General features: G+C 65.1%; 17 protein-coding genes and 1 pseudogene. 14 read left to right on the top strand and 4 right to left on the bottom strand.

Going from position 1 to position 26,516, the window contains the following annotated elements; all coding sequences use genetic code 11:
• Nucleotides 1–134: 134 nt before the first annotated feature.
• The 3 genes from G3N58_RS10650 (at nt 135) to G3N58_RS10640 (ending at nt 4,647) form a co-directional block, all read left to right on the top strand.
• Nucleotides 135–596, top strand: coding sequence for an SRPBCC family protein (locus tag G3N58_RS10650; protein ID WP_167038172.1), 462 nt, complete (start codon nt 135–137; stop codon nt 594–596).
• Nucleotides 580–960, top strand: a complete 381-nt coding sequence (locus G3N58_RS10645; RefSeq protein WP_167282827.1) for a metalloregulator ArsR/SmtB family transcription factor — start codon at nt 580–582, stop codon at nt 958–960. Before G3N58_RS10650 ends, G3N58_RS10645 begins: the two co-directional genes overlap by 17 nt.
• Before the next feature lie 393 nt (nt 961–1,353).
• The gene (locus G3N58_RS10640; RefSeq protein WP_205999132.1) at nt 1,354–4,647 is read left to right on the top strand and encodes an autotransporter outer membrane beta-barrel domain-containing protein; all 3,294 of its coding nucleotides are present in this window, start codon (nt 1,354–1,356) and stop codon (nt 4,645–4,647) included.
• Between the two features lie 203 nt (nt 4,648–4,850).
• On the opposite strand, the gene G3N58_RS10635 is transcribed toward G3N58_RS10640, so the two are convergent.
• Both G3N58_RS10635 and G3N58_RS10630 read right to left on the bottom strand, forming a co-directional pair.
• Nucleotides 4,851–5,216 carry a hypothetical protein gene (locus tag G3N58_RS10635; RefSeq protein ID WP_167038166.1) on the bottom strand — a complete coding sequence of 122 codons (366 nt, stop codon included), beginning with the start codon at nt 5,214–5,216 and terminating at the stop codon, nt 4,851–4,853.
• A gap of 296 nt (nt 5,217–5,512) precedes the next feature.
• A complete protein-coding gene (locus G3N58_RS10630; RefSeq protein WP_205999131.1) occupies nt 5,513–7,768 on the bottom strand; it encodes a hypothetical protein in 2,256 nt (751 codons plus the stop codon).
• Nucleotides 7,769–8,022: 254 nt separating this feature from the next.
• Here G3N58_RS10630 and G3N58_RS10625 point away from each other — a divergent pair, with 254 nt between their 5' ends.
• The gene (locus G3N58_RS10625) at nt 8,023–8,646 is read left to right on the top strand and encodes a glutathione S-transferase (protein WP_205999130.1); all 624 of its coding nucleotides are present in this window, start codon (nt 8,023–8,025) and stop codon (nt 8,644–8,646) included.
• A gap of 213 nt (nt 8,647–8,859) precedes the next feature.
• On the opposite strand, the gene fabV is transcribed toward G3N58_RS10625, so the two are convergent.
• Nucleotides 8,860–10,056 carry an enoyl-ACP reductase FabV gene (gene fabV / locus G3N58_RS10620; protein ID WP_205999129.1) on the bottom strand — a complete coding sequence of 399 codons (1,197 nt, stop codon included), beginning with the start codon at nt 10,054–10,056 and terminating at the stop codon, nt 8,860–8,862.
• A gap of 314 nt (nt 10,057–10,370) precedes the next feature.
• Between fabV and G3N58_RS10615 the strand changes: the two genes are divergently transcribed.
• The 3 genes from G3N58_RS10615 to G3N58_RS10605 all read left to right on the top strand — a co-directional run bounded on the left by G3N58_RS10615 (nt 10,371) and on the right by G3N58_RS10605 (nt 16,277).
• Nucleotides 10,371–12,821 (top strand): hypothetical protein, encoded by a 2,451-nt coding sequence (locus G3N58_RS10615; RefSeq protein WP_205999128.1) that lies wholly within the window; start codon nt 10,371–10,373, stop codon nt 12,819–12,821.
• A 386-nt stretch (nt 12,822–13,207) separates the two neighbouring features.
• Nucleotides 13,208–15,763: a transglycosylase domain-containing protein gene (locus G3N58_RS10610; protein WP_205999127.1), complete on the top strand. Its 2,556-nt coding sequence runs from the start codon at nt 13,208–13,210 to the stop codon at nt 15,761–15,763.
• A 226-nt stretch (nt 15,764–15,989) separates the two neighbouring features.
• Nucleotides 15,990–16,277, top strand: coding sequence for a hypothetical protein (locus tag G3N58_RS10605; protein ID WP_205989325.1), 288 nt, complete (start codon nt 15,990–15,992; stop codon nt 16,275–16,277).
• Nucleotides 16,278–16,498: 221 nt separating this feature from the next.
• Here G3N58_RS10605 and G3N58_RS10600 read toward each other — a convergent pair whose 3' ends face one another.
• Nucleotides 16,499–17,707: a DNA-binding protein gene (locus G3N58_RS10600; RefSeq protein ID WP_241017062.1), complete on the bottom strand. Its 1,209-nt coding sequence runs from the start codon at nt 17,705–17,707 to the stop codon at nt 16,499–16,501.
• Nucleotides 17,708–18,091: 384 nt separating this feature from the next.
• On the opposite strand from G3N58_RS10600, the gene G3N58_RS10595 reads away from it, so the two are divergent.
• From G3N58_RS10595 to G3N58_RS10565, 7 genes and pseudogenes are all read left to right on the top strand, one after another.
• The gene (locus G3N58_RS10595; protein ID WP_205999126.1) at nt 18,092–18,496 is read left to right on the top strand and encodes a hypothetical protein; all 405 of its coding nucleotides are present in this window, start codon (nt 18,092–18,094) and stop codon (nt 18,494–18,496) included.
• A gap of 69 nt (nt 18,497–18,565) precedes the next feature.
• Nucleotides 18,566–18,706, top strand: a pseudogene (locus tag G3N58_RS10590) (DUF488 domain-containing protein); the annotation flags it as partial.
• A 57-nt stretch (nt 18,707–18,763) separates the two neighbouring features.
• Entirely contained in the window at nt 18,764–19,366 is a 603-nt protein-coding gene (locus G3N58_RS10585) for a uracil-DNA glycosylase family protein (RefSeq protein WP_167282815.1), read from the top strand.
• Nucleotides 19,367–19,416: 50 nt separating this feature from the next.
• Nucleotides 19,417–20,649: a tyrosine-type recombinase/integrase gene (locus G3N58_RS10580; protein WP_205999125.1), complete on the top strand. Its 1,233-nt coding sequence runs from the start codon at nt 19,417–19,419 to the stop codon at nt 20,647–20,649.
• A 364-nt stretch (nt 20,650–21,013) separates the two neighbouring features.
• The gene (locus G3N58_RS10575) at nt 21,014–21,613 is read left to right on the top strand and encodes a DUF2760 domain-containing protein (protein WP_205999124.1); all 600 of its coding nucleotides are present in this window, start codon (nt 21,014–21,016) and stop codon (nt 21,611–21,613) included.
• Nucleotides 21,610–23,481 (top strand): Hsp70 family protein, encoded by a 1,872-nt coding sequence (locus tag G3N58_RS10570; RefSeq protein WP_205999123.1) that lies wholly within the window; start codon nt 21,610–21,612, stop codon nt 23,479–23,481. The genes G3N58_RS10575 and G3N58_RS10570 overlap by 4 nt, the downstream gene beginning before the upstream one ends.
• Before the next feature lie 25 nt (nt 23,482–23,506).
• Nucleotides 23,507–26,467, top strand: a complete 2,961-nt coding sequence (locus tag G3N58_RS10565) for an Hsp70 family protein (RefSeq protein ID WP_205999122.1) — start codon at nt 23,507–23,509, stop codon at nt 26,465–26,467.
• Nucleotides 26,468–26,516 lie beyond the last annotated feature (49 nt).

Here is a 26,516-nt window from a genome sequence, read left to right as displayed (position 1 = left end):
AAATGTGCCGAGAAACGTGCGCCGGGAGAGAGCCTGCTCCGATGCAGGCTCTCATGGCGATGCCTCAAAAAAAGCGCAGCCAAACACTTGCATATCGCGGGTCGTGTTTCTAATATGCAGTCAGGAGGCTGCATATGAACTCATCGACCGATCGCATCGAAAAACAGATTCTGCTGAATGCGCCGCGCTCGCGCGTTTGGCGCGCGCTCTCGAACGCCGAGGAATTCGGCCAATGGTTCGGCGTGAATCTGACCGGCAAGCAGTTCGTCGCCGGACAATCCGTGCAAGGGCACATCACCTATCCGGGCTACGAGTATCTCGTCATGGACGTGTTCGTCGAACGCGTCGAGCCCGAGCATCATCTGTCGTGGCGCTGGCATCCGGCCGCGGTCGATATGGCCGTCGACTACACCCCCGAGCCGACCACGCTGGTCGAATTCGATCTGAGCGAGGTCGGCTCCGGCACGCTGCTGCGCGTCGTCGAATCGGGCTTCGATCGATTGCCGCTCGCGCGCCGCGAGGCAGCGTTCCGTCTGAACGACGGCGGCTGGACGCAGCAGATGGGCAATATCGAACGACATGTCGCCCAAGGCTAAGGCCACGCCGGCGCGATCGGGCCTCGATAGACCGGGCCTCAAGGCCGCGACGCTGCGCAACTGCGCGCCGGTGTTCGCGGCGCTCGGCGACGAAACGCGTCTGCGTTTGCTCGCCGCCCTGTGCGCGGGCAGCGCGATGTCGATCGCGCAACTGACGGCCGGCACCGAGATCACACGGCAGTCGGTCACGCAGCATCTGCAGGTGCTGGCCGACGCGGGCCTCGTGCGCGACGTGAAGGTAGGGCGCGAGCGCCTGTGGGCGTTCGAGTCCGCGCATCTCGATGCGGCGCGGCGCGCGCTCGACGCGATTTCGCAGCAATGGGATCAGGCGCTGCTGAAGCTGAAGGCCGCCGTGGAACCGTGAATGGCGCGGCGGATTAAAGGGCGACGAATGTTGAATTCGCCTTTTAGATCCGGGTTCTAAAACGGGATTTTCAATCGAAATACAACAGCCCGTGAACGACGCCACATGCGCCCCGGATTTTTTAAGGGGTCAAGACGCAACGACAACCCGGACACGGCCCGCTCACGCCCCAACCACCGAGCCCCGCCGGATCGGCCGCGCCAGCGGTTTTCAAACAGTCCCGCCGAACGCCACCGGCTCCGAGGCATCGAGCTAGCAGATTGGCGAGCCAAAAAAAAGAGACAAATTTGCAACGGTGAAATATTTTACGAATAATCCGTTACGCATCCTGCGATCTTGTAAGTGGATGCTATAAACCGGAAGCCAAAATATTCAACTTCAGGGACAAGAAGAATGAAACGCAACGTGTGGAGTGCGGGACTGTGGGGTGGCGCGTTCCTGGCCGGCGGCATGCCGGTCTACGCGTGGGCGGCGTGCTCGCCGCCCAACACGTCGCCGTCGAGCAATGCGACCATCGCCTGTAGCGGCGCGAGCGTGCCGTCCGTCGTGGCGATGACGGGCAGCACCAATGTCACGATCAATCTCGATGGCACCGCGAGCGGCAGCTATGTGCTCTCCAGCACGGCCACGCCGTTTTCCGTCGATACGTCGAGTTCGATCACCAATAACGGCAATCTTTCGCTGTCGGGTAACGGCACGGGCGTCGCGAATCGCGGCGCGATGCTGATCGGCATGAGCAGCGGCAATACCATTACCAACGGCGCGAGCGGCGTCATTTCGACCACGGGCGCCTACAACGACGGCATCGCCGCGAACGGCGACAACAACACGCTCGTCAACAACGGCACGATTACCACGAGCGGCGCGAACTCGTACGGCATGACGGCCGCGTGGGGGCAAAGCAATACCGGCGCGTCGGGCAATACGCTCATCAATACCGGCTCGGTGACGACCTCGGGCAGCAACGCGCGCGCGGCGTCATTGCTCGGCGGCAGCGGCACCATCAACAACAGCGGCACGCTGACGGCCTCGGGCAGGGACAGCACTTCGGTCTACATGCAGGGCAACAACGATACGCTCGTCAACAGCGGCACGATTCGGACCACCGGCACGGCATCGAGCAGCGGCAACGTCGACGCGGTGGTGTCGAACACGATCGGCAGCTCGTTTACGGCCACCATCACGAACGAGGCGGGCGGCCAGATCATCAGCGACAACGGTATCGGCGTGCGCTCGACCAACGGCAATACGACGATCACCAACGCGGGCCTGATTCAGGGCGGCGGCGGCACGGCCATCAAGAACGGCAACGGCAACGACTCGCTGATCCTGCAAACGGGCTCGCAGATCATCGGCACAGCCGATGGCGGCGGCGGCGCCAATACCGTGCAGCTGCAAGGCAGCGGTACCGCGTCGAACGCGTTCGTGAACTACCAGAGCCTGACGATGGCGGGCACCGACTGGACGTGGGCCGGCACCGGCACGTTCGCGACCGCGCTCGTGCAGAGCGGCACGCTGAACCTGACCGGCACGCTCGGCACGACGACCGCCACGGTCGTCGCGACCGTCGATAGCGGCGCGACCTTGCAGGCGAATGCGGCGAACCTGCCGCTCTCGGTGACCGACAACGGGCTCGTGCGCTTCCAGCAGGACAGCGGCGGCACCTACACCGGGCTCATCTCCGGGACGGGGGCGGTCGAGAAAACCGGCGCGGGCACGCTGACGCTCGCACCCGCGGCGGCGGGCGGCAACACCTACTCGGGCGGCACGACGATCACTCAGGGCACGCTCTCCGTCGCGGCCGACAATGCACTGGGCGCAGCAACGGGCGCGCTGACGCTCAACGGCGGCACGCTGCAACTCGGCGCCAGCTTCGATCCGGCGGCCAGCCGCGCGCTGTCCATCACCGCGAACAACGGCACGATCGACACCCAGGGGTTCCAGTCCACGATCGCGCAGAACATCACGGGCGCGGGCTCGCTCACGAAGCTCGGCACCGGTACGCTCACGCTCAATGGCACCGCCAACAGCTACGCAGGCGGCACCCAGGTCGACGCGGGCACGCTGGTCGTGGGAGACGCGGGCAATGCAGCCGCGCTGCTGTCGGGCGGCGGGCCGGTCGGAGTCGCAACGGGCGCGACGCTCGGCGGCTATGGCGGCGTGAACGGCAACGTCACGAACAACGGCACGATCGCGGTGGCGAATGCAATCACCAGTCTCGCGAGCGGCCCCGTCGGCAATTTCCAGATCAACGGCAATCTCACCAATGCGGGGCTCGTGCGGCTCGGCGGCAGCGGCGTGGGCAATACGCTGACCGTGGCGGGCAACTATGTCGGCCAGAACGGGGCGATCGCACTGAACACCTATCTGGCGGGCGACGGCGCGCCCTCGGACCGGCTCGTCATCAGCGGCGGCACGGCAAGCGGCGCGAGCACGCTGAACGTGACGAACGTCGGCGGCCCGGGCGGCGAGACGCTCGCCAACGGCATCGAGGTCGTGCAGGCCGCGAACGGCGCGACCACTGGCGCGAACGTGTTCTCGCTCGCGGGCGGGACCGTCAAGGCGGGGGCCTACGAGTACTACCTCGCGAGAGGCGGGGTCAGCGCCGGCACGGGCGACAACTGGTATCTGCGCAATACGATTCCGGAAGCCACCCAGCCGCCGATCACCACGGCGCCGGGCACGCCGGAGTCGATCGTCGACGAGGTCGACAAGGCCGAAGAGGGCACGCCGGTCTACCGCACCGAGGTGCCGCTTTATACGGAAGCGCCGAGCGTGGCGCGTCAATTGGGTCTCCTGCAGATCGACACCTTCCACGACCGTCAGGGCGAGCAGGGCCTGCTGACCGAAAACGGCCGCGTTCCCGCTGCATGGGCGCGCGCGTGGGGGGCGTACAGCAATATCGCGCAGGGCGGCACTGTGAAGCCCTCGTTCGACGGCTCGGTGTGGGGCATGCAGGTCGGCCAGGACCTCTACGCGGACACCCGCGCGGACGGCTCGCGCAATCACTATGGCTTCTTCCTCGGCTTCGCGCGCGCGGTGGGCAGCGTGAACGGCCTCGCGCTGGAGCAGTACGACTACGATGCCGGCTCGCTGCAGGTCAATTCGTACAACCTCGGCGCCTACTGGACGCACATCGGCGCGGGCGGCTGGTACACCGATGCGGTCGCGATGGGCAGCGCGCTTACGGTACGCACCCATTCGACCGACGGCATCGGCGGCTCGACCGACGGCAACGCGTTTACGGGTTCGCTCGAAGCGGGCTTGCCGATCGCGCTGGCGCAAGGCGTGACGCTGGAGCCGCAGGCGCAGCTGGTGTGGCAATGGCTCGGGCTGAGCCGGTTCAACGACGGCGTCTCGGACGTGAACTGGAATAACGGCAACACCTTCCTCGGCCGCCTCGGCGCGCGCCTGCAATGGGCATTCGACGCGAACGGCGTCAACTGGAAGCCGTATCTGCGCATGAACGTGCTGCGCTCGTTCGGCGCCGACGACAAGACCACCTTCGGCGGCGTGACGACGCTGGGTACGCCGGTGGGGCAGACCATGGGGCAGGTCGGCGTGGGCGTCGTCGCGCAACTGACGAAGCGCGGCAGCGTATTCGTGACCGCGAGCTATCTGACCAACCTCGGTGGCGAGCATCAGCGCGTGATCGGCGGCGACGCCGGCGTGCGCTGGGCGTGGTGAGCATGCGTGAACATGCGTGAGCGAGCATGAAGGGGCCTCTTGAGGGGACTTCGACCCGAGGGGCCCTGATAAGCGGGGATTGAGGCCAGAGACTGGATTGCGGGGCTGAAACCGCAGGACTGAAACCCGTAACCGGGAAGAGGGAGCAGGACGCGGGAACGATGCCGGGAGCCCCGCCGCGAGGGCTCCGCTTCCAGGGGAGGCTAGTCTGCGAGCCGCTTGTCCGCGAGCGCGTTCTGGCAGTCGGCCAGCACCTGCTTGAGCAGCCGGGCTTGCGGGTCGATTTCGTCGGTATCGAGAATTTCTTCGACCGCATCGCGCGCCCAGTCGGCCTCGACGAAGCGCGCGTGGCGCCGCGCGATTTCGACCGCGGTGGCCGACAGCTTCGCGATAGAAAGCCAGTCGGCTTCGCGTGCGCGGCGATCGAGCCACTTGTGCGCGGACTGCACGTGAAACGCCGCGTCGGGCCAGTCTTCGTTCAGATAATAAGCGCCGAGGCTTCCGCACGTGAGCCAGCACAACAGCTCGAGGCGGTCACGGGGACTCAGATGTTGGCGTACATCACTCATGGCGACGCTCGCTGCGGTAAATGGCTTCCCGGTGAGGACGGCGCTGCGCCATCCCCGGCTTTCATCAAACGCTTTAATCAAACATTAGCACGCGCTCTTCCCGGGCGGCAATTCCTGACCTACCCTGGCGCGCAGCATGGCCGCGGGCCAGGGTAGGAGCGGGGAATGCGCGGCTCGCAAGGCCGATGAGCCCCGCGTTTGCCGCTCGAAATAGCCTGCCCGGAATGGCCTCGTGTGCCTTGTTTGCCGTTTTCCGAAGTCCTTTTTCCGAAACCCCGCGGCCCAACGAGGCCTGACTACCCGCGCAACTCGGTCCCCAAGGCCGTTGCCGCGCCGGCGAACGTGGAGGCCATCGCCGCGTAGTGGTGCCACTCCAGCTTGTGGCCGAGCCGGAAGACCATGAAGGCGTTGCTGAGCGCCATTCTCAGGGCTTCCATCATGAGCCGGTCGGTGGTGACTGACGGGGTGGCCCGCAGCGGCGCCTCGGGAATCTGGCCCTTCAGCTTGCTGCCCATTTCGGCGAGTGTCGTCGAGATCGTCAGCGGCACGAACTCGATGGGCAGGAACCGGGTGTTGCGTCCCCAGTCCTTGGCGAACTGGAGGACCGGGTTGTCGTTCTCGCTGTCGAGGCCGATTTTCAGAACACGCATCAAACGCCCGTCCTCGGGTTTCGCGCCGCCGAGGAACTGGCCGAGGTTGGCGAGGTTCTGCCCGATAGAGGACGTCAGGCCCGCGATCGCGGCGCGGTTGTTGACGTTCGACAGCCACTGGTTGCCGGTGGGCGGCCCGATGAAGCTCAGCAGCAGGCCGGTCGCGCCCAGGCTGGTCATGCCGCGCAGGAACGCAGTCTCGTGCGTCGTGAGGTTCTTCGACGCCTTGGTCACCGCCTCTGCCATCTTTGTCGCATCCTCGAACACCGTCTCGATCTGGGCCCGCAGTCCGTCGTTCTTGGGCAGGCTGTTGCTCACGTCAGTCGCCGCCTTCCGGATCGAATCGAGGTCCTGCTTGAATTTCTCCATCTGCGCCTCGTGATCGTGGGGCGAGACGGACTGCAACATGGCCCGGCTGGTTTCCATTGCCGCCGCCTCGGCGATGTCCTGCGCCGATCCGGCCGGGGCGGTGAGGGCCCGATGCACGCCGGACATGGAGTCGAAGGCCCGGACGATGTGCGCCTGCATGGCCGGGACCTGACTCGTCCACAAGTCATTAATCAGGGTATTCACATCGGTATTGCCGCGCCCGCCTTGCGTCACGAGCCCGCGGCCGTCTTCCAGGTCGATGTCGGATGCTTCGATCGGAAGAGCCCCGGCGGGTGCCTGCTGGCTTTGGGCCGCTCTCAGCTCGTCGGTATTGACGAATTCGATGGGCTGTCCGGCCTTATCGCTGCCGCCGCGCAGATGGCCGATGGCGCCGAGGACCGGCTTGTTCAGCGCGCCCGTCTGCAGCACGCCGCCCAGCCCAACCAGCCCGAAGCCGGCGATCTGCCCGAACGAGGGGGCGGCCTGTCCGCTCGCCGCATTGGTTCCGAATTGCCCGGCGAGTGTAATGAGCTGATCGATGGCCTGGCCGAATCCCTGGATCGTTTTGATATCTCCGCCGGCTTTGGCCCAGCGCCTCGGCCCATCGGTACCGGGGATGTACTCGCCGACCCCGGCGAGGGTCAGGGATAGCAGGATGCGCTGCGTGACCAGCAAGGCGGTTTTGGCGGTGGTTTCGAACGCGCTGGCCTTGCCCGGGAGGATGGCCTCCACGCCGTACCAGGCACCGAACTTGAACCCCATCGCGATGGCAACTTCCGCGGCGGCGATCGCTTTCTGCACCGGAGTGGACTTCAGCCATTCGGTCCAGCTGCGACTCTTCGCCGTGTCGGCCTTGCCGGACCCCAGGGACTGGGTCAGGTGGTCGCGCAAGTGGTCCAGCCCCTGTTTTTGCAACTGCATCATGGATATCCAATGCTGGACCTCTTCAAGATGCCGGATCTGGGTGTCGTGCGGGACGGGGCGATCCGCCTTGTTCAACGCCGCCCTCACACGGCCGTGCATCTTGCCGATGTCGCGCAGCGAATCCGTCAATGTCCTGGACAGATCGTCGAGGTTGCTCAGCATCGTTTGCGCTTCTTCATGGCCGAGGCGCGCGAGCTGACCGGTCGACATATTCCGCAGTTCGATCTCGGGCGCCGTGCCGGCGCTCGCACCGGTGGCGGCCGGCGTCGCGGCCTCCGTCGAGGAGCGTTCCCGGCCGGACAGAGGCAACGACCCGCGCGGCCTGTTGGCGGTGGCCAGGCTCGGGTTCGAGCTCGGGCCTGAGTTCGTCGCGTCGCCCGAGTTCTGTGCCGTGTCCTGCGCCGGATTCTGCGACCTCGCACTGTTCTTCCTGCTGGTGCTGCGCGCAGGCAGGTGCGAGAAACGATCGTCCTGCGATCCTCGGGGCTGGACGGACGGAGTCGTCGTTCGTCGCGCGTCCTGAACGTCGTTGTCGTGCCCGGATGAGAGCACGCTGGCGGCTGCGCTGGAATCGCTGAAACGGGAGGAGGAGGTGCGGATTTCGGGCATGATCGGATGTCGGGTTGGGGAGTGGGACAAACGGCCTGTCCATCACCACTCCGGCCTGACGATCGGAAAAGATCGCGGACCCTGCACGCAGACTCATGCAGTGCTCGATGTGAACATACGGCTCGTCGACTATCGTTGCGAAAAAGACTGGCAGCGATAGTCGGCCTCCTGACGATTTCGTTCTTCCCTGGTCGCGAAATTACGGACGATAATCCGAATCCATCGGCTCAACCTCGCTCCACCCATAACAACCCATGCTGCGAATACTCGGCAAGACCACCTCGATCAACGTGCGCAAGGTGCTGTGGACCTGCGCGGAACTCGGACTTGCGTTCGAACAGGAAGACTGGGGCTCGGGCTTTCGCTCGACCGAGGTCGACGCATTTCGCGCGCTGAATCCGAACGCGATGGTGCCGGTGCTGTGCGACGGCGACTTCGTGCTGTGGGGGTCGAATTCGATCATCCGCTACCTCGCCAACCGTTATCGCGGCGCGTGGCTTTATCCCGCCGATCCGTGCGAGCGCGCGCGTTGCGATCAATGGATCGACTGGCAGGCGAGCGAGCTCAATCGTTCGTGGAGCTACGCGTTTCTGGCGCTCGTGCGGCGCTCGCCCGAGCATCAGGACCCGCGGCAGATCGAGCTGTCGCGCGCGAACTGGGCGAAGCATATGGGGATCGTCGAGCAGCAGCTCGAACGCACGGGCGCGTATATCGCGGGGCCGGCGTTTTCGCTCGCGGATGTGCCGATCGCGTTGTCGGCCAATCGCTGGCTCGACACGCCGATACGGCATGACGATTTTCCGGCGCTGGCCGCGTATATGGCGCGGCTGGCCGGGCGGGACGGTTATCGCGCGTATTGCCGCAACGGCACGCCTTGATTGGCGAGCTTTTACGCTTGGGTTTTCAGCGCGCGGTGTACTGCATGAGGTGTGCTGCGCGCGATGTACTGCATGAGGTGGCAGAGCGGGTCATGCAGTCACACCGCATGCAGCCACACCGCGAGCGCGGCGAAGAACCGCAGTAGGGACAAGACCAACCGGAACGCAACACCGGGCGCGGAATCGACAGCTCGACTCCGCGCCCTCGCTTCATCAAACCTGCACGAGATTCGGAATCTGCACGTCCGGGTTGACGTCCGCGTCGTAATCGACGCCCTTCATCTCGAAGCCGAACAGACGCAGAAAATCGCTCTTGTAGCCGGCGAAATCGGTCAGTTCGTAGAGGTTGTCGTTGGTCACCTGGTTCCACAGTTCCTGCACGCGGCCTTGCACCTGCGGATCGAGTTCCTTGTAGTCGGCACGCAGACGGCCTTCGTCGTCGAGATGCGGCTGGCTGCCGTAGAGGCTGTCCTTGTAGAGGCCGTAGACCTGCTCGATGCAGCCCTCGTGCGTGCCTTTTTCCTTCATGACCTTGAACAGCAGCGACAGATAGAGCGGCATCATCGGGATCGCCGAGCTGGCCTGCGTGACGACCGCCTTCAGCACCGCGACGCGTGCATCGCCGCCCTTGGCCGCGAGCTTTTCGCGAATGCCGAGCACCTTCTGGTCGAGGTCCTTCTTGGCCGCGCCGATCGAGCCGTTCCAGTAGATGTCGTGCGTGATCTTCTCGCCGAGGTAGGTGAACGCGGTGGTTTTCGCGCCGTCGGCGAGCACGCCGGCTTCGGCCAGCGCGTCCATCCACATCTGCCAGTCTTCGCCGCCCATCACCGCGACCGTATGCGCGATTTCTTCCGGCGTGGCCGGTTCGAGCACGGTTTCCTTGATGACTTCCTTGTCGGTGTCGATGCCGCGCAGGTTCACTGCCTTGCCGATCGGCTTGAGCACCGAGCTGAATACCTCGCCCGTCTTCGGATGCTGGCGCTTCGGCGCGGCGAGGCTATAGACGACGAGATCGACCTGGCCGAGATCGCGCTTGATGGCTTCGATCGTGCGCGCCTTCACCGCGTCGGAGAACGCATCGCCGTTGATGCTGGTCGCGTACAGGCCTTCGGCCGTGGCGAACTTCTCGAACGCGGCGGTGTTGTACCAGCCGGCCGTACCCGCCTTGGTTTCGCTGCCGGCGCGCTCGAAGAACACGCCGAGCGTCGCCGCGCCCGAGCCGAACGCGGCGCTGATGCGGGCGGCGAGACCATAGCCCGTCGACGCGCCGATCACGAGCACCTTCTTCGGGCCGTTGGCGATGGGGCCGCGTGCCTTCACATACTCGATCTGCTCCTTGACGTTGGCTTCGCAGCCGGTCGGATGGGTCGATACACAGATGAAGCCACGCACACGCGGTTTGATGATCATGAAGCACCTCTTGTCGGAATTGCCGACATTATAGTGGCCCCGCCGCCGTGGCCGGGCATTCGCGCGGGGGCGGGTCGGCGCCGGTGCAGCGCGTGTTGCCACTCCGCGCAGCGCCGGGCAGCCTCAACCGAACCGTCCGTACGTGCGGACGTGCGAACCATCAGGCCAAAGGCCTATGCCGTTTCGAAGCGTGATTCGCATTCCGCAACCAATCTTCGGTATCCGGATATGTCACGCATAGTCGAGCGCGACACTACAGACACCATCCTTTATGTTTGGTTTGCCGAATCCGTGCACCTTTTTCGGAGATTTCCATGCGCTCCCGCATTCCGCCGCAAATGCCGCAAATGCCGCGAGTTACCGATCATCCTCAATGGGCCCAGGATCCCGGTCACCCCGTCGTCCCACAACAACCGGTCTGGCGAGGTCCGGCTCCAAACGAGCTCTTCCAGAACATGCCGCAGACAAGACAACGGCGGCCGTCCCTGGCGCCGGCAGGTCCGTTTCCGGTGATGGTGCATCAGCCCGTTATACCCGTCCTGCCGCCGGCCAATATCGCTCATCCCCGTGTTCCATTCCCCGTTGCGCAGACAAGGCAGCGGCGGCCGTCCTTGCCGGCAGGCCCGTTTCCGCTGATTCCGGGGACGGCGCATCAGCCCGTTATCCCAGTCACGCTGCAGACCCATATCGCTCACCCCCATCTTCCATTCCCCGCTATGCCGGTCATACCGACTGAGGCAGAGATGGCTGGGAATAAAGGTCCGGCGAAACTCGTCAAGAGGCCGCCACTGCGTGACCGTTCGAACAGCTTCTCGGAAGCCGTCAGTACGGTGGTCAAGTCGGCGAAACAGGCGTCCGCGGCAATCGGAAGTATCTTGCCGAATAAAGGCAAAGCGCCGGTCGAAAGCACGAAAGACGGCCTTATCGTGCGAGGTGGCGCACACCTTTCTCATGTTCTGTCCTTTCTCATGAAAGAGGACGTGCCGGAGCAATCAGTTTTGATCGCCGTAAAAAAGGGCGACGAGATTAGCTTGAAGTGGGGACGGGAGTACGATAACGAGACGGATACCGACCGGGACAGGGCGAGAACGTGCCTCGAGCAGATCCTGTCGGAATCCATTCAGCCGGATGGAGGGGGAGTCAGTACACGCAGTGAAAAAGGCTGGGAAATTATCGAGAACCGTCCGGGACGCGGCAGAACGCTCAGCCAGGTAGGCGCTGATCGAAGGATCGTAAAAGAGAACCGCCCAACCCAGAATAAGCTCCTCAAGAACACACTTCGGACTCTGTCAGGGACAAGACCGCTTACGGCCAAAAAACTGCGTGGCATTTTGCCGAAAATGTCTGAAGAGATTTATAAAACGATGGCTTCAAAAATTCCGGCGGCGCAACGACGCACGGATGAAGCACCACGCCCCTTGGGCGATTGTCTGGCGGAATGGATGGACGCCCTCGACACCGCGCTTTCGAAGGCGAATAAAAGAAGTACGCCTGTCATTGAAATCATGAAGAACCAGGCTCGGGAACAATGGCTGTCACATGGGCTCGGCGATGAGCAGACTGCGAATTACTTCTACAGAATGATCGCTTACTGCAATAGAAATGGGCTGGGCGAACTTTCCGGGCTATGCGGTAAGCTGTCTACAGAATTATCTCGTGCCGTCGCCATGAAATCTACCGCTGCCGAGCGGATTCGGTGGACCGGCGCCATGGATGGCGACACGGGAATGAACGCTCGGGCATATGGCAGTCAAATGAGGAAAACATGGGAAACAGCGCTAATCCTTCATTTGACAGAAAAAGGGACGCCGCCTAAAGCCATTCGAGCCGCCGATAGTTTCAGAGCTTCTCTGCGCTGGATACTGACAGATGTAGCGGCCAGGCGGCCCGCTGATTTCGATGCGATTGCAGGTTTTATTCAGCACAGCTCGATCGGATACAACCCTCAACTCCAGCTACATTCGAACCCGGCCCTCAAGAAATTTGTCGAGCCGGGCTCGGCTAATGCGGGGAACAAGCTGCTCGCCTATCTCAATCAGAAAATCAGGACCGGCGCAGATATTGGACCCATTTATCTGATGGATGCACCTATTGTTGAAGGCCTGCGTGCGTTCCAGGATCCATTGGCCTGGATGTGGGAGCCGCAAGAAACCTTGGGAGCAGTTGAGGAGCTCACAGCGGAACGTGACCGAAACATTGCTAGTGTTGAGAAGACGAACGTGGCCGGGCGTGGAATTCAGCCGATTCATATGCCCCCGCTAAGACACGACCCGATGAAAGATTCGACCACATCGAAGCCTTCCAATCACTACAGATTGAACCTCACCAATCCGACGAGAACAAACTCCATTTCGCTCGAGCATGATTTGCCAATGGCGAGCGGGGTTTCGGGGTCGGCCCTGCTTGTCGCGAAACTGATGCTGTCAGTGAACAAGCAATTGCCGGGGCAGCTCGACCCCGAACATGTGATTCTGGGTACAGCCATGTCGCTACTCAATGACGGAGGTCATTCTCTTTCCGAGGTCATGTGGCCACTCAATCAGCTCAAGGCACGCGGGATCAACCTGGGTTTTATCGACCAGCCCGTTAATCCGGCAAACTACGTCGCTGATTATCGCCACTTCTTTAACGCTTTCAGCCATGATGGCGAAACAATGGCCGCGTTGAACGATGCGCAAGACTACGCTTATACGGAGATGATTGCCCACCGCCGAAAGATTACCAGCGATAGCCTGGCTGTCGACGACCTGTCGGCGCGCAAGTAAGAATAGATAAAACGCGCCCGTGGCCGGTTCGGATCGCCTTGATCGCGGATGGCCTCGAACATGAACCGTGCGGTGCGCCGGTCTCGCTTCGGGCGATGACGGTCCGCACGCAGCCGGCTCGCCAGTTGCGCCGCCCACTCGTCGTCGACGCTCGGGCTGGCGTGCGTCGGACACGTCGGCTCGACGACATTTCTCGAAGTCCCGATACAGCGATCCCTGACATGGAAGACGGTGAGCACGCGCGAAACGCATGGATGGAAGAATTGCCGCCGTGCGCGGCCCACATAACAGGCTATTGAAGCGGCACTGAGCATTCGAGCATCAAAAATCGGCGCCCACCCCACATCTTGGTACGATTGCGCCTTTCCCCGCGGACGACAGCAAGCGTGAAGCGCCTCATCTCCTCATTTCTGGCCGCCCTCAACCAAGGGTTGACCCTCGCGAACCCGCTGATCGCGCGGGGCTGGTGGCATCTGCGCCATCCGACCCGCCGTACCGTCGCCTGGGGCTTCGCCGCGCTGCCGGTGCTGTTCGTGCTGTATGTGCTGCTGCTGATTCCGTTCACGCCGAGCATCGGCGACATCCGCAAGGCGAAGATCGAGCAGCCCGCGCAGATTCTCTCCGCGGACGGCAAGCTGCTCGCCGAATTCAAGCCGTCGAACCGCGAGTGGGTCAGCCTGAAGGACATCTCGCCGACCGTCGTGAACGCGCTGATCGCGACCGAGGACCACCGCTTCTACGAGCATTTCGGCCTCGACTGGCGGCGCACCGCGTCGGCCGCGCTGCACACGTTTTCGGGCGAGCGCCAGGGCGGCTCGACGATCACGCAGCAGCTCGCGCGCAATCTCTATCCCGACGAAATCGGCCGGGCGCCGACGCTCACGCGCAAGCTCAAGGAAGCGATCACAGCGGTCAAGATCGAGATGCTCTATACGAAGCCCGAGATTCTCGAGACCTATCTGAACACGGTGCCGTTTCTCTACAACGCGTACGGCATCGAGATGGCCGCGCGCACCTATTTCGACAAGTCGGCGGCCGATCTGAACGTGCTCGAAAGCGCGACGCTCACGGGCATGCTGAAGGGCAACAGCTACTACAACCCGGTGCTCAATCCCGAGCGCGCGCTGCAACGGCGCAACACGGTGCTCGGGCAGATGGTCAAGTACGGCAAGCTGACGCCCGCGCAGTACGACATCCTGAGCCGCAAGCCGCTGCGCCTCGATTTCGAGCGCCAGATCGAGCCGCCTGGACCCGCGCCGCATTTCACGCAGCAGCTGCGCAAGTGGCTCGTCGCATGGGCCGATCGCAACGACTACAACATCTATTCCGATGGACTCGTCGTGCGCACGACGCTCGATTCGCGTTTGCAGACGATGGCAACACAGACCGTCAAACTGCAAGGCAACCAGTTGCAGGGCATCGCGAACTCGGCATGGGGCACGCGCACGGGCTGCTCGGCGGACAAGGATCTGCTGCGCACGTTTCTGCGCGAAACGCCCGACTTTCGCGCCGCCAGAGACACGGGCCTGTCCGACGACGATGCCCTGAAGCATCTGCTCGCCGACCGCCCGCTCGTGCAGAACGTCTGCGAGACGAAGACGCGCGTGCAGGCCGACTTCCTCGCGATGGATCCGCGCACCGGCGAAATCAAGGCGTGGGTCGGTAGCCGCGACTTCAGCGAGGACCCGTTCGATCACGTGCAGCAGGCACGCCGTCAGCCGGGCTCGACCTTCAAGCCGTTCGTCTACGCGGCGGCGTTCGAGGCGGGTGCGAAGCCCGACGATAAGCTGCCCGACAACCCCGTCGAAATCCAGTTGGCAGGCGGCGAAGTCTGGAAGCCGAACGACGAGGACGAACCGAGCGGCCGCATGATCAGCCTGCGCGACGCGCTCGCGTATTCGCGCAACCGCATCACCGCGCAGGTGATGGAATCGGTCGGACCGCACAAGGTCGCGAGGCTTGCGCGCGCGATGGGCGTGCGCGACAGCGAGCTCGATCCGGTGCCGTCGCTCGCGCTCGGCACGAGCCCCGTCACGCTGAAGGAGATGGTCTCGGCGTACGGCACGATCGCGAACCTCGGCAATTACGTCGAGCCGCTGATGGTCACCCGCATCGAGGACCGCAACGGCAACGTGCTGGCCGAATTCGCACCGGCCGCGCCGAAACGCGAGCTGCCCGCCGATACCGCGCGTACGCTCGTCGACGTAATGCGCGACGTGGTCAGCCGCGGCACCGGCGCGAGCATCCGCACGCGCTTCGGCGTGCGCGGCGACGTCGCGGGCAAGACCGGCACGACCCAGGGCAACGCGGACGGCTGGTTCATCCTGATCCAGCCGCAACTGGTGGCGGGCGCGTGGGTCGGCTTCAACGACAGCCGCGTGACGCTGCGCAGCGATTACTGGGGGCAGGGGGCGCATAGCGCGCTGCCGATCGTCGGCGATTTCTTCCAGCGCGCGCAGCGCTCGCGGCTCGTCGATCCGCGCGTGAAGTTCGATACCGAGCAGCCGCCCGGCTGGTTCGCCGAGCGCGCGGAGCGGTTGCGCGACTGGATCGAGCATCTGTTCGCGCGCACGCCACAGAAGCAGGTGGTTGTGCATGCGCCGGCGCGCAGGGCGCCGGTGGCGTCGGCGGGGACGTCCGGGGAGGCGTCCGTTAGTTCGCCTACTCCGCTTACTCAGGTTATTCCGGTTGTTCCGGTTGTTCCGGCTCAACCGGGGTCTGCGGCGGCCGGCGCTTCGGCGGCGCTGGCCGAACCGCGCGAATTGCCGCCGTTGTTGCCGACGCCGGGAACCGCTCCCGCGCCGGCCACCGGCAATGCCGTCGACGGCGAAACGCATGGCGGCGGCGCAGCGGCCATCGCGCCGACGCCCACGCCCGACGACGTCGTGCCGCCCGATGCGGCAGGTCAGGGCGGACAAGGACAAGGGGCCGCCAACTTCTGAGTGGCACGGCACCTGCATTGTTAAAAGACACGCAACAGTGTTTTCGGCGCGAGCGGCTGATCTCGCGCGATCGATTGCCGATAATCGAGGCTTGCTAAATCAGGCCGGGCAATCGGTCAAAAAATGCAGGTGCTGCACAATGTGTGATCTGAATTCGAACGGTATTCCCGGCTCGTGCGCGCGAAAGCCTGAGCCGGCAGAGAAGAGGGCGCCGCTCGCGGCCCGCATGCGTGGTTTCGCCGCGGCGGTGCTCGCATGCGCGAGTCTCGCTGGATGTGCATCGAGTACCGACGTCGTCGCGACCGATAAACCCGGCACTTACACGGTCGCGGCAAGCGCAACCGGTGGACGCATGGCATGGGCCCGCGCGCATGAACTCGCGATGAACGAAGCGCGCGACTATTGCGAGCGCCGCGGTATGCAAAGCAGCGTAATGGCGGAAACCGTGAGCGGCGTGAGCGTGATGACCGAGCATGGATCGTCGGTCAATTTCGAGTGCCATCCGAAGTTCTGACGACAATGCCTGCGCTGAGGCGCAAGCGCACGCCGGTGCAGGTGTATCGACGAGGCTGGCGATATAGTCAGCGCCCCTACAGGTTCGATTCCTGTGTCGTTTGAATCCCCGACGAAAATCGCGAGCCGTTTTGCGGATGCGCTCGCATTCTCTTTAATCATATGAGTCATGTGAGGCGCGCCGGGGTTTCAGGTCCACGATTCGCCTTGCTGCCACTGTGCTCACTTCCTGGTACTCGTTCCCCGTTTGACGAATGACGCGCCTGCAAAGTCTGTCGTCGTTCGCCCCTGCGAGGCGTTTTTTTCACGCGAACGACGGGTAGGGCGTGTGGACGTTTTCGGCGCCCGTGCCGCTTCCAGCTTCCGCGACATCGTCTCGATGCGCTGCCGCAAGAGATCGGCCGTGGCAGCGCGTTCGGCCAGCAGTGCGTCCTTTTCCGCGAGTTGCGCGCCGCTCAGCGCATGCCGTGCGTTCGATGTGGCCAGCTCGGCCTTCGTCGCCGCGAGTTCGTCACGTAAGCCGTCACGCTGCACGCGCGATTCGGCCTCTAGCGTCGCCGCCCGCTCATGGCTGGCCTGAAGCTCCTTGCGCAGCCGCTGCGCCACGGCCCGTTCGCTCTCGATTTCGAGCAACGCGCGCTTTTCGGCGGCCGCAAGCCGTTGTTCGTTCTGTTCGTGCGCGCGGCGCAGCTTGGCCAGTTCGTCGGCGAAATCGCGACGGGCGTCGGCCAGCGCGGCGATGCCCGCCGCAGTTTCCTGCTTCGACGCGGCAAGTTGCGCCGTCAGCATCGCGTTGGCGGTTTGCAGCTCGACGATGCGCGCTTCGAGCCCGCCGATCTGCGCACGCAGCGCGGCGGCGTCGTGCGCCGCCTGTTCCGCCTGCTGGCGCGCGTCGAGCCGCTGCGTTTCCCGTTCCCGTGCCTCGTCGCGTGCCGCCGCGATTTCGCTCTGCGCGTCCTGTCTGAACACGTCCAGCGCTGCGCTTGCGACGTCGTTGGATAGCCGCCAAAGCTGGGCCGCCAGATCGCCGGCCGCCGCCGCGACCTCGGGCGGCAGGTCCGGGCGTCCAACGTCGACGCGAGTCTTGTCGCGAACCTCGCCCCAGAAATCGCGCAAGGCCTTGGCCGGCGCGCTCATGCTGCCTTTGCGCACCAGTTGATAAAGCCGGTTCGCGGTCGGCGTTTCGCCGTAGCGGAAAAACAGCAGCGCGCAGACCTCGCGGTATAGCATCTGAGTGTCGGATGCGCGTTCGCGGGCGGCTTCGATGTCGGATTCGAGCGTCATGGCGTGTTTGAGGCTACGGAATGAACGATAAATTGATAATACAACGTAATACGATAAAAATACTACACTTTCACCTCTTAAACACGACATTAGTACTATAATGTCGTGTTTAAATTTATGGGAAAGCATCGACGGCGGTTCGCTCATCCCTGGGCGCGGCGACGTACAGAACGGGATTGCGATCCGTGTGACGTGGTAGCCGCCAACAGTAAAACGACCGCACCGGACTTTCCTGCTTCGCCGCATTGCACGGCTATTCGTCTTTGGAGCACCAAAAGATATTCAACGCGAGAAACTGTCTAGCCGGTCATCCGAGATGTATTCGCATCTAAAGAAAGAGTCATGAGCCCAACAATCGACGGACTCCGCAACCGGTCCGTATCGGCGTCACACCTTGCTGACGAGGCGTCTTCCGAGACGGCCAAGCCTGAGTCAAGTGCGATAGGAAGCTCGGCAAGTCCCCGGAGTCATCCCGCACTCAATGGCTTGAGCCCCCGGCCAAAGAAACTGCTGACATCCGCCGAGGCGCCTTTGGCCGCCTATGCGGCAGCCAGAACCCTTGTCGGCGAGGCGCTCGATCCCGAGTCAACTACCCAGCTTCGCAAGGCGAATGACGCGATGGACAAGGCGCGTCGCGCATTGTCAGCCGGAGCGGGCAATATCGCGCGAACCGGGAGCCCTGGCAACATGGATGCGCTACGGCGTACGAACGCGACGCGTGCGTTAGCAAAGGCGTTGAGTCACTCGCTGTGCAATCCAGGCGAAGAAACGGCGGCGCTCGTCCGTTGCTGGCCGCGCCAGATGCTCAGCGAAGTCTTGCGGGACATGAGCGCAGAGGAAAGGAGCGACTTGCTGAATCATGTGGTGGCGGCAGCAACGGCGTTGTCGCTTTCCGCACCTACAGAAACCGCAGCGAGGGACGCATCAAATATTTAACGATCTTTGTTCGCGGACAACCAGCGCTATCCTGAGCGCAACCCGTCTGGTCCCGTCCTGTGGCTCGGCCACCGGCGTATCATCACGGACTATCTGCTGGCTCGCCGCGAAACCGTGCTGCACATCATGGACGCGCATTACACGAGCGCCGCCACGATGACGCCGGGCGCGCAACCGCAAGCCGACGGCACGTTGATCTATCCGGCTTAGTCACCGGGCTGAGCCGTTCCAGGGCACCCCGGCCCATCCGTCACCTTGCCCCACAGAATGGCTGTCAAGAAACCCACAACGCTCGAAATCCTGCTCCGCGACATCCGCTCCTGCACCCTGTGCGCGCCGACGCTGCCGCATGCACCGCGACCGGTGCTGGCTGCCTCCGAGCAGGCGCGCATTCTGATCGTCGGCCAGGCGCCGGGCGCGCGTGTGCATGCGTCCGGCGTTCCGTGGAGCGATGCGAGCGGCAAGCGCCTGCGCACGTGGCTCGGCGTCGACGACAGCACCTTTTACGACGCGTCGAAATTCGCCATCGTGCCGATGAGTTTCTGTTTTCCGGGGCGCGGCCCGAGCGGCGATCTGCCGCCGCTGCCCGCGTGCGCCGAGCGCTGGCATCGCGAGCTGCTCGGCCACCTGAGCGCCGTGCGGCTCACGCTGCTGATCGGACAGTACGCCCAGCGCTTCGGTCTCGGCGCCGCCTATGGACCCAGCATGACCGATACGCTCGTCCGCTGGACCGAGTTTGGACCACGGATCATGCCGCTGCCGCATCCCTCGCCGCGCAACATCGCCTGGTTCAAGCGCAATCCGTGGTTTGACGCCGATGTTTTGCCGACATTGCGCGAGCGGGTATCCGCGGCCCTGGCGGCTCACTAAAATAGGCGCAATTACGCAACCGGCGTTCGCCCTCAGGAACTCTCCGAATCGTGTCCAAAGCCTTGCCGACAGCCGCATCCAGCGCCGACCTCGTCACCGTTCAGCCCGTCGAATCGCTCGTCGTGCCGGAACTGCTCGATGGCCGCGACGGCACCAATCGCGGTGCGAGCGAAAACTCGCAACTGTCGGCGCGCAACGACCTCGACGCCGTGCGCGCATGGCTCTCCAATTACGCGGACACCAAGACCACCTTCGACAACTACCGCAAGGAAGCCGAGCGTCTGCTGCTGTGGGCCGTCGTGCAGCTCGGCAAGCCGCTGTCGTCGCTGACGCACGAGGATCTGCTGCTATTCAAGGCGTTCATCGCCGATCCGCAGCCTGCCGCGCGCTGGGTGTCGGCGAGCGGCGGCAAGTTCGCCCGCAGCGACGAACGCTGGCGGCCGTTCAACGGCCCGCTGTCGCCGGCCAGCCAGCGCCAGGCGCTGATCATCCTCAACGCGATGTTCACGTGGCTCGTCAACGCCGGCTATCTGCGCGGCAATCCGATGGCGCTGCTGCGGCAACGCGCGAAGCGCTCGGCGCCGCGCGTCACGCGCTATCTGTCGACGTCGCTATGGGACGAGGTGAAGCTGTTCGTCGAGCAACTGCCGCAGGACACCGACGCGCAACGCGCCTACCACGCGCGCTGCCGCTGGTTGACCACGCTGTTCTATCTGCAAGGCATGCGGATTTCGGAAGTCGCGGGCGGCCAGATGGGCCAGTTCTTCAGACGGCTCGGCGCCGACGGTCAGGACCAGTGGTGGCTCGAAACGCTCGGCAAGGGCGACAAGGAGCGGATCGTGCCGGTATCGGTGGAGTTGATCCAGGAGCTGCGCAATTACCGCACGCTCAACGGTCTCGCCGCCCTGCCCACGCGCGCCGAGGAAACGCCGCTCGTGCTGCCGTTCAAGGGCCGAAGCCGCTGCCTGTCGCGCTCGGCGGTGCATGATGCGATCAAGGGCATCTTTGCCGGCGCGGCGATGTGGCTGCGCGCGCGCGGCCCGGAATTCGCCGATCGCGCCGATGAGCTCGAACGCGCGTCGGCGCACTGGCTGCGCCACACGGCCGGTTCGCATCAGGCCGACGGCGGCGTCGATCTGCGCACGATCCGCGACAATCTCGGCCATGTTTCGCTGAATACGACCAGCCTTTATCTGCACACCGAGGACGATGCGCGGCATACGGAAACCGTCAAGCGTCATCGCATGAACTGGGATGCGGCGAAATCGAAAGACGGCAATTGATCAACCCGCTGCTTGAGCCGCCCTCCCGCTTTCCCCGCATTTGCCCGTTCTTCCTCCGGCTTGGCGCCAATCCCGCCCCATTGCCCGCTAGAATTGCCGGCTTTGCCCGCGTCGGGCGCGCCGCAAGGCAAAATACGGGTTTTGCGCGCGCCGCACGCGCCGCGTTGGCGTATTGAGAATTGTCGCGGAGTACTGCGGATTGCCTTGCAGCGCCGGCCTGCCCGGTGGCCGAACGGCGTTTTTCCTGCGGCGCGCGAATCCGCATCATCACGGCCCTGCCCGGCCCGTCAAGGTTTCACGGCCTCTGACGCCCGTGGCGAGGCGAGGACGGCTCGTCCTTTGACAGAGCCCATCAGGAGCATTTATGAGCAATTCGAACCCATCCTTCCTCGGCCGGATTTCACTGGCTGTCGGCACGTTTTTCAGCATCCTCGGCAATGGCGGCTTCGCGGCCGACGTGCTGCGCCTGCGCAACGGCGAACCGGTCGGTGCGGCGCCCGCGCCCACGCCAGCCCCCGCCGAAACGCCTGCACCGACGCCGGCGCCCGCCCCGCAACCGAAACCAGCACCGGTGCTGAAAGAAGCGACGCCCGACGCCGCCCTGCAACTGCTCGGTCTGCTACAACGCGATGCGCGTTTCATCGACTTCGTCGAGGAAGACATCAAGGGCTATAGCGACGCCGACATTGGCGCGGCCGCGCGCCTCGTCCACGAAGGCTGCCGCGCGACGCTGCGCGAGCACTTCACGATCCGCCCGGTGCGCGACGAAGCCGAGGGCAGCCGCGTCACGCTGCCCGCGGGCTTCGATGCGAGTTCGGTGCGGCTGACCGGCAACGTCGTCGGCAGCGCGCCGTTTAACGGCAGCATCAGCCATCGCGGCTGGCGCGTCGACGAGGTGCGTCTGCCGAAGCTCGCGGACGGCCATAACGCGAAGGTCATCGCCCCGGCCGAGGTGGAGCTATGAGCGACGCCCGCTATTCGATCGGCATCGACCTCGGCACCACGCACTGCGCGCTGTCCTACGTGGACACACACGCGAGCGACGGCGAGAAAACCACCCAGGACGTACTGCCGATCGCGCAGCTCACGGGCCCCGGCGCGATCGACAATCTGCCGCTGCTGCCCTCGTTCCTCTATCTGCCGCACCCCGACGAACTGGCCTCGGGCGACCTCTACCTGCCGTGGACCGGCCAGCGCGAATTCGCGGTCGGCGAGTTCGCGCGCAGCCGCGGCGCCGGCACGCCGATCCGGCTCGTGTCGAGCGCGAAAAGCTGGCTGTGCCATCCGGGCGTCGACCGTCGCGCGGGGATTCTGCCGAACGATGCACCGCCCGAAGTCGCGCGCGTCTCGCCGCTCGAAAGCTCGGTGCGCTATCTGACGCACCTGCGCGAGGCGTGGGACCACACGCACCCGGACGCGCCGTTCGCCGACCAGGACGTCACGGTGACGATTCCCGCCTCGTTCGACCCGGCCGCGCGCGAGCTGACCGCCGAAGCGGCCCAGGCCGCCGGCTTCACGCGCATGACGCTGCTCGAGGAACCGCAGGCGGCGCTCTATAGCTGGATCGAGAAAAGCGGCGGCCAGTGGCGCAAGCAGGTGCGGGTCGGCGACATCATCCTCGTCGTCGACGTCGGCGGCGGCACGACCGACCTCTCGCTGATCGCGGTGATCGAGCGCGACGGCAATCTCGAACTGCATCGCGTCGCGGTCGGCGATCACATCCTGCTCGGCGGCGACAACATGGACCTCGCGCTCGCGCACGTGGTCGCACGCAAGCTCGCCGCGCAGGGCACCCAGGCCGACGCGTGGCAGTTGCGCGCCCTCACCTACGCGTGCCGTTCGGCGAAGGAAACGCTGCTCAGCGACCCCGCCACCGACACCGTGCCGCTCGTCGTGCCGAGCCGCGGCTCGAAGCTGATCGGCGGCTCGATCCGCACCGAACTGACGCGCACCGAACTGACGCAGACGATCCTCGAAGGCTTCTTCCCGCAAGTCGATAGCGCGGCGCGTCCGGTGAGCCGCGCGCGCGTCGGTCTGACGCAGCTTGGTTTGCCGTATGCGCAGGACGCCGGCATCACGCGGCATCTGGCGGCGTTCCTCGGCAGGCAGGTCGGTGCGCTGGCCGAACTCGCAGGGTTCGGCGGTGTGGCCGCCAATGACGCGGCCAACGCGGCCGCGCAAAATGCGAGCTTCCTGCATCCGACCGCGGTGCTGTTCAACGGCGGCGTGTTCAAGTCGGCGCTGCTGGTCGAGCGCCTGATGGGCACGCTGAACGGCTGGCTCGCGGCCGAAGGCGCGGCAAGCGCGCGTCTGCTCGAAGGCGCGGACCTCGACCTCGCGGTCGCGCGCGGCGCGGCCTACTACGGCTACGTGCGGCGCGGCCGCGGCGTGCGGATTCGCGGCGGCACCGCGCGCGCCTACTACATCGCGATCGAATCGGCGATGCCGGCCGTTCCCGGCCTCGAACCGCCGGTACAGGCGCTGTGCGTCGCGCCGTTCGGCATGGAAGAAGGCACCGAGGCGGAACTGCTCGCGCAGGAGTTCGGCCTCGTGGTCGGCGAACCCGTGCATTTCCGCTTCTTCGGTTCGTCGGTGCGTCGTCAGGATCAGGTCGGCACCTTGCTCGATTACTGGAGCCCCGAGGAATTGCAGGAGCTCGAGGAAATCCAGGCGACCCTGCCGGCAGCCGGCCGCGCGACGGGCGAGGTCGTGCCGGTGAAGCTGCACGCGCGCGTGACCGAGGCCGGCACGCTCGAACTCGAAGCGATCCCACGCGGCTCCGAGGAGCGCTGGAAGGTCGAGTTCGACGTGCGCGGCGGCGCGCAGGCGTGAGCGAGCGGGTAAGAAGGCTGCGCAGATGAAGCGATACAGCGTCGGCATCGATCTCGGCACCAGCAACACGGTGCTCGCCTACGCGGAAACCGGATCGCACGAGATTCGCGTGTTCGGGATCGAGCAGCTCGTGAGTCCCGGCGAAGTTGCGGCGCGTCCGCTGCTGCCGTCGGTGCGCTATCACGCGGCCGAGGGCGAGCTGAGCGCGGCCGATCTGCCACTGCCGTGGTCCGCTGCGAGCGCCGCCGTAGGCCACGGCAAGGACGCCGCGCAGCCGGTCGTGGTGGGCCGGCTCGCGCGTCTGCTCGGCGCACAGGTGCCGGGCCGGCTCGTCGCGAGCGCGAAAAGCTGGCTCTCGCATGCTTCCGTCGATCGCGTTGCGCCGATCCTGCCGTGGGGCGCGCCCGACGAGGTCCACAAGGTCTCGCCGGTCGAGGCAAGCGCGAGCTACCTCGCGCACGTGCGCGCCGCGTGGAACCAGCAGTTCGCCCACGCGCCGCTCGAACAGCAGGACGTCGTGCTGACGGTGCCGGCTTCGTTCGACGAAGGCGCGCGCGCGTTGACCGTCGAAGCGGCGCGGCTCGCGGGTCTGCCGTCGCTGCGGCTGCTCGAGGAGCCGCAGGCCGCGTTCTACGACTGGCTGTTTCATCATCGCGAGCGCCTGGCCGGCGAACTCGCGAAGACACGGCTCGTGCTGATCTGCGACGTCGGCGGCGGCACGACCGATCTCACGCTGATCGAAGTCGCGTTGCGCGGCGACGGCGAGCCGCAGTTGACGCGCATCGGCGTCGGCAATCACCTGATGCTCGGCGGCGACAACATGGACCTCGCGCTCGCGCATCTGGTCGAGGCGCGGCTGCCGGGTGGGGCCGGCGGTGCCGCTGGCTCCGGTGACGTCAGGCAGGCGCCGCAGCGCTTGTCGGCGGCGAGCCTGTCGCAATTGGTCGAGCGCTGCCGCAGCGCGAAGGAACAACTGCTTGGCGCGCAGGCGCCGGAGTCGGCCTCGATCACGCTGCTCGGCGCCGGGTCGAAGCTGATCGGCGGGGCGCGCAGCGCGCAGGTCACGCGCGACGAGGTCGAAAAGATCATCGTCGACGGGTTCTTTCCGAAGGTCGCGGCGCACGAACGGCCGGGGCGGCCGCGCGGCGCGATTGTCGAATTCGGTCTGCCCTATGCAACCGACGCGGCGGTCACGCGCCATATCGCGGCGTTTCTTGAGCGCTTCGCGGCGCAGTCGCGCAAGGCGCTGGCCGTGGGTGCAGAAGCGGATGCGAACGCAGATGCGCCGGCGGATACGGCCAGCGCGTCGGGCCCTGGCAACGCAACCGCCCTGCCCGTGCCCGACACGCTGCTGCTCAACGGCGGCGTGTTTCGCGCCGACGCGTTGTCGCGCCGTCTCGCCGAAACGCTCGGCGACTGGCGCGGCGCACCGCTCAACGTCCTGCACAACGACAATCCCGACGTTGCGGTGGCGCGCGGCGCGGTGGCCTATTCGCTCGCGCGCGCGGGCTTGGCGCCGAAAATCGGCGGCGGTTCCGCGCGCAGCTATTTTCTCGTGCTCGACGAAACCGGCGCGGGCAAGCCGGATTCGGCACACGGCTCAACCCAGGATTGCGCGCCGAACCCGCCACACGACACCCCACCCGCATCGCGCGGCATCTGCCTGCTGCCGCGCGGCACCGAAGAAGGCCACGAGATCCTGATCGCGGAGCGTACCTTCGCGTTGCGGCTCGGGCATCCGGTGCAGTTTCACCTCGTGTCGTCGAGCGCGGACACCGTTTATCAGCCCGGCGAACTCGTCGATCTCACGGGCGGCGACTTCATTCGTCTGCCGCCGGTCGCGACCGTCGTGCAGCCGCGCGACGGCCAGAATGCGCGCGAGACCACCGTGCGCATCGCGACGACGCTGACCGAAGTCGGCACGCTCGACGTGCACTGTCTCGCGCTCGACCACCCCGCGCAACGCTGGCGGCTCGAATTCCAGTTGCGCCGCGACGCCGCGCAGGTGGATCTGCCGGCGGATGCCGCGCACGAACGCCATCCCGCGCTCGATCGCGCGATCGAACTGATCGACCGCTGTTTCGGCTCGCGCGCGCAAAACGTCGATCCAAAGGAAATCAAACGGCTGCGCGCGCAACTCGAACAGCTGCTCGGACCGCGCGATAGCTGGAACAGCGCATTGCTGCGCGAGCTGTTCGGCGCGCTCTGGGAACGCGCGCGCCGCAGACGGCGCTCGGCCGATCACGAACGGCTCTGGCTCAACCTCGCCGGCTATTGCGTGCGGCCGGGCTTCGGCTATCCGCTCGACGAATGGCGCGTCGAGCAGCTGTGGTCGCTGTTCGACGACGGCATCCAGTACGTCAACGATAGCCAGGTCTGGTCCGAATGGTGGACGCTGTGGCGCCGCGCGGCGGGCGGCCTCGGCGAGGACGCGCAACTACGCGTGCTCGAGGCGATGGACTATCTGGAGAAGACCGCGCAAGCGCGCCACAAGCTGCCGTTCGATGTCGCCAAGACCGGTTTTGCCGATAGGGTGCGGCTGTCCGCCTCGCTCGAACGGATTCCGGCCGAGCGCAAGATCGAACTCGGCGAGGCCGTGCTCGCGCGCCTGAAGAAGCCCGCGGAAAACCACCAGAGCTGGTGGGCGGTCGGGCGTATCGGTGCGCGGCAGCCGTTTTACGGCAGCGCGCATAGCGTCGTGCCGCCCGCGGTCGCCGCGCAATGGCTCGACGCGATTCTCAAGCTCGACTGGAAGAAGATCGACCCCGCCGCATTCGCCGCCGTGCAGATCGCGCGCATGACCGGCGACCGCTCGCGCGATCTGCCTGACGATCTGCGCGCGACGGTCGTGCGGCGGCTCGAAGCGGCGAGTGCGCCGCGCGCGTGGGTCACGATGGTCAGCGAAACGGTCGCGCTCGATAACGCCGATGAAGGTCGTGTGTTCGGCGAGTCGTTGCCGGCGGGGTTGAAGCTGATCGGCACTTGAGGCTTGAGGTTGGAAGCCTCAAGCCGAGGCGTTTTTTGCGGGCAGCGCG

The organism is Paraburkholderia sp. Ac-20342 (assembly GCF_017104985.1).
Lineage (GTDB): Bacteria > Pseudomonadota > Gammaproteobacteria > Burkholderiales > Burkholderiaceae > Paraburkholderia.
Note: the sequence above shows the minus strand (reverse complement) of the source record. Positions and strands in the feature narration are given on the sequence as shown.

Excerpts from the sequence above, each read along its gene's own strand:
- G3N58_RS10650 (WP_167038172.1), top strand. The coding sequence starts at position 135 with ATGAACTCATCGACCGATCGCATCGAAAAACAGATTCTGCTGAATGCG.
- G3N58_RS10600 (WP_241017062.1), bottom strand. The coding sequence starts at position 17,707 with ATGAGCGAACCGCCGTCGATGCTTTCCCATAAATTTAAACACGACATT.
- G3N58_RS10615 (WP_205999128.1), top strand. The coding sequence starts at position 10,371 with ATGCGCTCCCGCATTCCGCCGCAAATGCCGCAAATGCCGCGAGTTACC.
- G3N58_RS10645 (WP_167282827.1), top strand. The coding sequence starts at position 580 with ATGTCGCCCAAGGCTAAGGCCACGCCGGCGCGATCGGGCCTCGATAGA.
- fabV (WP_205999129.1), bottom strand. The coding sequence starts at position 10,056 with ATGATCATCAAACCGCGTGTGCGTGGCTTCATCTGTGTATCGACCCAT.
- G3N58_RS10570 (WP_205999123.1), top strand. The coding sequence starts at position 21,610 with ATGAGCGACGCCCGCTATTCGATCGGCATCGACCTCGGCACCACGCAC.
- G3N58_RS10630 (WP_205999131.1), bottom strand. The coding sequence starts at position 7,768 with ATGCCCGAAATCCGCACCTCCTCCTCCCGTTTCAGCGATTCCAGCGCA.
- G3N58_RS10565 (WP_205999122.1), top strand. The coding sequence starts at position 23,507 with ATGAAGCGATACAGCGTCGGCATCGATCTCGGCACCAGCAACACGGTG.
- G3N58_RS10585 (WP_167282815.1), top strand. The coding sequence starts at position 18,764 with ATGGCTGTCAAGAAACCCACAACGCTCGAAATCCTGCTCCGCGACATC.
- G3N58_RS10575 (WP_205999124.1), top strand. The coding sequence starts at position 21,014 with ATGAGCAATTCGAACCCATCCTTCCTCGGCCGGATTTCACTGGCTGTC.
- G3N58_RS10625 (WP_205999130.1), top strand. The coding sequence starts at position 8,023 with ATGCTGCGAATACTCGGCAAGACCACCTCGATCAACGTGCGCAAGGTG.
- G3N58_RS10635 (WP_167038166.1), bottom strand. The coding sequence starts at position 5,216 with ATGAGTGATGTACGCCAACATCTGAGTCCCCGTGACCGCCTCGAGCTG.
- G3N58_RS10640 (WP_205999132.1), top strand. The coding sequence starts at position 1,354 with ATGAAACGCAACGTGTGGAGTGCGGGACTGTGGGGTGGCGCGTTCCTG.
- G3N58_RS10605 (WP_205989325.1), top strand. The coding sequence starts at position 15,990 with ATGCGTGGTTTCGCCGCGGCGGTGCTCGCATGCGCGAGTCTCGCTGGA.